This window comes from Streptomyces sp. LS1784 (assembly GCF_020103755.1).
In the GTDB taxonomy this organism is placed as follows: domain Bacteria; phylum Actinomycetota; class Actinomycetes; order Streptomycetales; family Streptomycetaceae; genus Kitasatospora.
Window position 1 is genome coordinate 1 of sequence record NZ_JAHSQD010000767.1, and the last position, 3,147, is coordinate 3,147.

The following is a 3,147-nucleotide window of genomic DNA, read 5'->3' on the forward strand; positions in this document are numbered from 1 at the left end:
GCCGGCGTGGCCGGGGTGGCCGGCGTGGCCGGGGTGGCCGGGGCCGGGGTCGTCGGTGCCCCCGCGCCGGTGCCGGGCGGGGGCGAGGCGGGTCCGATCGGGATCGGGGTGGAGGCCACCACCATGGCCAGGTCGGAGACCGCCGCGGTGCAGTCGTGGCCGGCCGACTGGTAGCCGCAGACCTGGAAGGTGACGGTCGGGTCCGCCGCGTTCAGCATCGGCGAGTAGTTGTCGTAGCCCCAGTGGATGAGCGCCGTCTCGCTGTCGCCGGTGCTGTCGGTGATCGTTGCGTAGTCCTTCGGCTGGCCCTCGGTGATGGCCGCCCAGGCGGCCCGGCAGGTCTGGCTGTACCGGAGGTAGACGACCACCTTGCCGATCACCTGGGTCTGCAGGGTCCGGGCGTCCTTGCCGCAGCCGGTGGTCTTCGGGTCCTTGTGCGCGCAGCCGACGGCCTGGCAGGCCGGGGAGGTCGGGCCGGGCTTCGCACCGGCGGAGACGCCGGCCGTGGCGACGGGTTCGGCGGCCGCCGAGGCCTGCCCGCCGTGCCGGCCGATCCGCAGGCCCACCAGGACCAGCAGCAGCGCCAGCACGGCCGCAGCGGAGACCAGCGCCGCGGGGCGCCGCCACCAGACGACGGGGGCGGGCTCGGGCTCCTGCCCGGTCACCAGCGCCTCGCCGGCGGCCGGCTCCTGGGCGGTCTCGGCCCGGATGGCAGGCTCCTCGGGGGCCGAGGGCTCCTCGGCGACGGCCGGTCCCTTCACGGCCTCGCCCGTGCCCGTGCCCACGGCCTCCGGCCCCGCCACCGCGTGCCGCCACAGCGCCCGCAGCGCGGCCCCGTCGCACGCGACCGCCCCGACCAGGGCTTCCACCGCCTGCTCGGTGACGACCCGTTTGCCGTTGAGCCAGCGCTCCCAGGAGGCCCGGCTGTAGTGCGTCCGGGCGGCCAGCTCGGACAGCGACAGTCCGGCGGTGTCCTTGATGTCCCGGAGCTCCTCCGCCAGGCGCCTGGCGGGCTCGGGCAACTCCTCGGGCAGCTGCTTCCAGGCGGAACCCAATGCGGCGCTCCAAACTCGAGAAACGGGGACGGGGAACGGGTGAGCGGCAGGGTCCCGGCCCGGGCCGTTCGGCGTCTGCGCTTCTCCAACCCGATCGGTCTGGCGTCCCAAACCCCAGGTCACGGCGCTGAGACGGACGGAAGTGTCTCACAACCCCCGGAACCGCTCGAACATTCACGTGGTCATCGTGCAGAGTTCTCTGGCCGGTGCGGTGCACCCGCCGGGGAACCGTTCGGGCACCGATCGACCACCCGTCGTCGGTCCGCACCCGATCCCGGTTCCCCCACCGGACCGGGGCAGCCTCGCGGGGGGAGGCTGCCCCGGTCCGCCCGGGACGCTCCGGCGGGGAGGGCGCTTCGCTGCGCCCTCCCCGCCGTGACGTTCCCGGGTGTGCGAACGGTCAGTGGTGGAAGCCCGACCGGGCCGGCATCCCGAGATCCCGGAGCGGGACGGGCTGGCGCCGCAGCTCCGGCAGCAGCCGGCCGAGGTCGGCCAGCAGCAGGTCGGCGAGGTCCCGGGAGAAGCCGTTGCGGCAGACCACGCGGAGCACCGACAGGTCCTCCCGGTCGGCCGGGAAGGTGTACGCGGGCACCTGCCAGCCGCGCTCGCGCAGCCGCCGTGAGACGTCGAACACGTCGAAGGACGTGCCCTCGGTGGTGGTGAAGGCGAACACCGGGACCTGGTCGCCGTGGGTCAGCAGCCGGAAGCAGTCCAGCTTCCCGATCTCCCCGGCCAGGTAGGTCGCGACGTCCCGGCAAGCGCCCTGGACCACCCGGAAGCCGTCCCGGCCGAGCCGCAGGAAGACGTAGTACTGCGCCGCGACCTGGGCGCCGGGCCGGGAGAAGTTGAGGGCGAAGGTCGGCATCTCGCCGCCCAGGTAGTTGACCCGGAAGACCAGTTCCTCCGGCAGCGCCTCCTCGTCCCGCCACAGCGCCCAGCCGACGCCCGGGTAGACCAGCCCGTACTTGTGCCCGGAGGTGTTGATCGAGGCCACCCGGGGCAGTCGGAAGTCCCAGACCAGCTCGGGGTCGAGGAAGGGCGCCACCATGCCACCGGAGGCGCCGTCCACGTGCACCGGGATGTCCAGGCCGGTGCGTTCCTGGAGCTCGTCCAGGGCCGCGCAGATCTCCGCGATCGGCTCGTACGATCCGTCGAAGGTCGAGCCGAGGACGCCGACCACGCCGATGGTGTTCTCGTCGCACAGCGCGACCGCCTGTTCGGCGCCGAGGTGGAAGCGCTCGCCCTCCATGGGCGCGGTGCGGGCCTCGATCTCCCAGAAGGTGCAGAACTTCTCCCAGCACACCTGGACGTTGACGCCCATCACCAGGTTGGGTCGGGCCCCGGCGGCGTAGCGCTCGGCGTTGCGGCGCATCCAGCGGCGCTTGAGCGCCATGCCGGCCAGCATGCAGGCCTCGCTGGAGCCGGTGGTGGAGCAGCCGACCGCGGAGTCCGGGTCGGGGGCGTTCCAGAGGTCGGCGAGGATGGCCACGCAGCGCCGCTCCAGCTCGGCGGTCTGCGGGTACTCGTCCTTGTCGATCATGTTCTTGTCCAGGCACTCGGTCATCAGCCGGGTGGCCTGCACCTCCATCGAGGTGGTGACGAAGGTCGCCAGGTTGAGCTTGGCGTTGCCGTCCAGCATCAGCTCGTCGTGGATCAGCTGGTACGCGGTGTCGGCCGCGACCGGGCCCTTGCCGAGCCGGTGCACCGGCGGGGCGAGCTCCATCGAGCCCAGCGGGTCGGCGGCGCCCACGAACGGGCTGACGCTCAGTCGGCGGCCGTTGCCGGCGCCCTTGTGCAAGGCCATGGGATGCTGCTGCCCTTCACCTCGGTGGCTGTGTCCCGGCCCACGCTGCCACCGGGAGCCGGGTGACGCATCTTCACCGTCGGTTTCAGGTCGACGGGGCCGACGCCACCTCCGGGTGGATCTGGTCGCGGGCGGCCCGGTACTGCCGGCGCACCGCCGAGCCGATCGCCAGGTCCTGCTCCCCGTCGGGCTCGACGGTCTCGGCGTCCGGCAGCTCCCACTCCGGCGGCTCCGGGGTGCCCGCCAGCGCCCAGGCGGCCTGCCGGGCGGCCCCGCGGGCGGCGTGCG

2 protein-coding genes and 1 pseudogene are annotated in these 3,147 nt (G+C 73.7%); all 3 read right to left on the reverse strand.

The features are described from left to right. Positions 1 to 1,055: XRE family transcriptional regulator (locus tag KS423_RS41995; protein WP_224284978.1), on the reverse strand; the 1,055-nt coding region annotated here is incomplete at its 3' end. A 400-nt stretch (positions 1,056 to 1,455) separates the two neighbouring features. Beyond that, complete coding sequence (locus tag KS423_RS42000; protein WP_224284979.1) at positions 1,456 to 2,859, reverse strand: glutamate decarboxylase; 1,404 nt, start codon at positions 2,857 to 2,859, stop codon at positions 1,456 to 1,458. Between the two features lie 85 nt (positions 2,860 to 2,944). Continuing rightward, positions 2,945 to 3,147 (reverse strand): annotated as a pseudogene (locus tag KS423_RS42005) (sugar kinase); the annotation flags it as partial.

Bases quoted from the DNA above. Each gene is read 5' to 3' on its own strand.
- KS423_RS42000 (WP_224284979.1), bottom strand. From the start codon at position 2,859: ATGGCCTTGCACAAGGGCGCCGGCAACGGCCGCCGACTGAGCGTCAGC.